Origin of the sequence: Amycolatopsis bullii, assembly GCF_014654205.1 — a bacterium.
Classification (GTDB): domain Bacteria; phylum Actinomycetota; class Actinomycetes; order Mycobacteriales; family Pseudonocardiaceae; genus Amycolatopsis; species Amycolatopsis plumensis.
The window spans coordinates 1-3541 of the sequence record NZ_BNAW01000101.1; the positions used below are offsets into that span (position 1 = coordinate 1).

3 protein-coding genes and 1 pseudogene are annotated in these 3541 nt (G+C 68.8%); all 4 read left to right on the top strand.

The features are described from left to right. A pseudogene (locus IE317_RS43990) lies at positions 1-186 on the top strand (lipoyl synthase); the annotation flags it as partial. A 44-nt stretch (positions 187-230) separates the two neighbouring features. After that, complete coding sequence (locus tag IE317_RS43995) at positions 231-878, top strand: DedA family protein (protein ID WP_191317293.1); 648 nt, start codon at positions 231-233, stop codon at positions 876-878. Between the two features lie 17 nt (positions 879-895). Continuing rightward, positions 896-1765: a patatin-like phospholipase family protein gene (locus tag IE317_RS44000; RefSeq protein WP_191317294.1), complete on the top strand. Its 870-nt coding sequence runs from the start codon at positions 896-898 to the stop codon at positions 1763-1765. Between the two features lie 103 nt (positions 1766-1868). Then, positions 1869-3080, top strand: coding sequence for a L,D-transpeptidase (locus IE317_RS44005; protein ID WP_191317295.1), 1212 nt, complete (start codon positions 1869-1871; stop codon positions 3078-3080). Positions 3081-3541: the final 461 nt, after the last annotated feature.

Genomic DNA, 3541 nt, shown 5'->3' on the forward strand with positions numbered 1-3541 from the left:
AAGGCGGCCGAGGCGATGGGCTTCGCCGGTGTCATGGCCGGGCCGCTGGTGCGCTCGTCGTACCGCGCGGGACGGCTCTACGCCCAGACGAAGGCCCACCGCGGCGAGGTCCTGCCCGAGAACCTGCAGCACCTGGCCGCCGAAGGCCCCGCCGCCCAGGAAGCCGCGTCGCTGCTGGCACGGTGACGCACGTCACCCCACCATCCTTAAAGGATCGGTAAAGTGGGCCCATGGCCCTGGTTTCGGACCTCCTCAGCTGGTTGCAAGGACTCCCGGAACCGGGGCTCGTCGCCGCGACCGGCGGCCTGGTGTTCGCCGAGTGCACGATCGGGCTGGGTTTTATCGCCCCCGGCGAATCCGGGCTGCTCATCGCCGCGACGACGGCGAACACCGTCCCCCGGTTCCTCGTCCTGTGGCTGGTCGTCACCCTCTGCGCGACGGCGGGCGACGCGCTCGGCTACGGCATCGGCCGCCGGTTCGGGCCACGCCTGCGTAACACGAAACTGATCCGCAAGTACGGCCTGGAGGCCTGGGACAAGGCCACCGGCGTCCTCGAACGCCGCGGCGCCTGGGCGGTCTTCTTCGCGCGGTTCCTGCCGGTGATCCGGACGCTGACACCGGCCGCGGCCGGGACCTCCGGGCTGCCGTTCCGCAAGTTCCTGCCGGCCGCCGCGGCGGGCGCGTTCTGCTGGTCGCTGGTGCACATCAGCATCGGCGCGGCACTGGGCGAAGCCGCCAAGCGCATCGAAGGCGCCCTGAACACCGGCGGCCTGATCGTGGTCGGCGTGCTGGCCGCGGTCGCCGTGTTCTTCCTGCTGCGGCTGAAGAAGCGCAAGGCACTGGCGGCGCCCGAGCCGGAGCCCGAACGCGTGCCCTGAGTACTACATTCGGCGGCATGAGTCTCGCGGATCTTCCCCGGCCGATCGGCTTCGTCCTCGGCGGGGGCGGCAGCCTCGGCGCCATGCAGGTCGGCATGCTGCGAGCACTGACCGAAGCCGGGCTCACGCCGGACGTCGTAACCGGCACGTCGGTCGGTTCGCTCAACGCCGCCGTGCTGGCCCGCTCCGGCACCGACGCCCTCGCGCGGCTGCACGAGATCTGGGCGCACATGACGCGGGCCGAGGCGTTCCCCGGCGGCGTGCTGAGCCGCGTCCGGACGCTGACGCAGAGCAAGACGCACCTGTTCCCCAACACGGGGCTGGCCGGGATCATCGCCGACCACCTGGGCGCCGACACCCGCTTCGAGGACTTGGCGTTGCCGCTCGGCGTCGTCACGACGCAGGTCGACACGGCCGAGCCGCTGCTGATCCGCTCCGGGCGCCTGCTGGAGCCGCTGCTGGCGAGCTGCGCGATCCCCGGCATCTTCCCGCCGGTGGAGCACGACGGGCGGCTGCTGTACGACGGCGGGCTCGTCGCGAACGTGCCCATGCGGCAGGCCCTCGCGATGGGAGCAAAGTCCCTGGTGGTGCTCGACTGCGCGTTTCCCGGGAAGCTGCCGGACGCGCCGCGGACGTTCGCCGAGGTGATGATGTTCACCGCGATGATCAGCATGCGCAACCAGGCCGTGCTGGAGGCGCCGGTGGCGGCCGCACAGGTGCCGGTGCTGTACTTGCCCGGGCCCGCGCCGGTCCGGGTGAACCCGCTGGATTTCGGGCACACGGAAGCACTGGCGGAAGAGGCGTACACGGCGGCGCGCGAGTACCTCGGCGCGTTGTCGGTGAGCGGGCCCGGACTGTACGGGGCACCCGGGCTCGTCATCATGTGATCCACGTCACGCAGATGCACCGATCCGCCGGTAAGAACGTCATCGCTATCGCGTACTTTTGATGACGAATGCCCGCCGATCCCAATTCCCAAAAAGAGACAATATGCTCCCCAAGAAGATTTTACTTTCGGTGGCCGGAATCCTCGCCGGAGCACTGTTGCTTTCCGCCTGCTCGTCCGGTGACGACGGCGGCACGCCCGCCGGTGGGGCGCCGGCGTCGGGGTCCGCCGCACCGTCCGAGACCCCGGTCGCGGTGACGTTCGAGCCCGCGGGCGGCACGGCGGTGAACCCGGCGACGCCGATCGTCGTCAAGGCGGCCAACGGGAAACTGCTCGACGTCACGGTGACCAACCAGGCCAAGGGGAAGACGGTCGCCGGCAAGCTGGCGCCCGACGGGTCGAGCTGGACCTCCAGCGAGCCGCTCGGCTACGGCGCGACGTACAAGATCGTCGCGCACGCCCAGGGCGCCAACGGGAAGCCGATCGAGCAGGACAACCAGATCACGACGCTGTCGCCGAAGAAGCAGGCGAACGCCAACCTGATCCCGGCGCCGTCCGCGGTGGCGAGCACGGGTGTCGGTGTCGGCCAGCCGATCGTGTTCAGCTTCGGCAAGGTCGCGGTGAAGAACAAGGCGGCGGTCGAGAAGGCGCTGACGGTGGAGTCGACCCCGAAGCAGGACGGCAGCTGGTACTGGATCGACGATTCGAACGTCCACTACCGGCCGAAGGAGTACTGGCAGGCCGGCACGACGCTGAAGGTGACGGCCAAGATTTACGGCGTCGATTTCGGCGGCGGGGTGTTCGGCGCGGAGGATCGTACGGAAACGTACAAGGTGCACGATTCCTGGATCGCGAAGGCGGACGGGAACACCGAGCAGATGCAGATCTTCCACAACGGCCAGATGGTGAAGTCCATGCCGATCTCGATGGGCAAGGACGCCACGCCGACCCACCTCGGCGCGCACGTGATTTCGGACAAGCAGGCGAACTACACGATGGATTCCTGCACGTACGGCGTCTGCCCGCCGGATCCGAAGGCGTACCGGTCCAACGAGAAGTGGTCGGAGCGGATTTCCAACGACGGCGAGTTCGTCCACGAGAACCCGAACAGCGTCAGCCAGCAGGGTAGTTCGAACGTGTCGCACGGGTGCATCAACCTGAACGACGCGAACGCCCAGTGGTTCTTCCAGAACATGGGCCTGGGCGACGTCGTGGAGGTCACCAACTCGGGCGGCCCCCAGCTCCCGGTCTGGGACCTGTACGGCGACTGGTCCAAGTCCTGGGCCGACTGGCAAGCCGGCTCGGCTATCAAGTAACCCAGCCGCCTCAAAGGGGGGGCAGGAGCTCCGCTCCTGCCCCCCTTCTCGTCCCCGCCCCCGGCCCGCAGCCGCGTGATGCCCCTCCAATCACGAGTGATGCCCTTCCAAACACGCGAGATACCCCTCCAATCACATGTGATGCCCCTCCAGGCACGCGAGATGCCCCGCTGATCACACGAGTTCCGCCGCCAATCACGCGAGTCCCGCCTCCACTCACGCGAGTTGCGGTCCTAGTCACGTGAGGCCCGGGCCGGTTCCGCTCGGCGGCGTGCGGCGCGGGGCATCACGTGTGATCCGGGAGGCTTCATGCGTGTCTGGAGGGGCATCACGCGTGATTGGGGAGGCATCACGGCGGCCGGCCCGGCGCAACTCGCGTACCCAGACGGTCGGCCTGCGTGCCTGGAGGGTCGGATTGCGGCGGGCGGACATGAAGAAAGGGCCTGGGCCGGGAGACATTG

Bases quoted from the DNA above. Each gene is read 5' to 3' on its own strand.
- IE317_RS44005 (WP_191317295.1), top strand. From the start codon at position 1,869: ATGCTCCCCAAGAAGATTTTACTTTCGGTGGCCGGAATCCTCGCCGGA.
- IE317_RS44000 (WP_191317294.1), top strand. From the start codon at position 896: ATGAGTCTCGCGGATCTTCCCCGGCCGATCGGCTTCGTCCTCGGCGGG.
- IE317_RS43995 (WP_191317293.1), top strand. From the start codon at position 231: ATGGCCCTGGTTTCGGACCTCCTCAGCTGGTTGCAAGGACTCCCGGAA.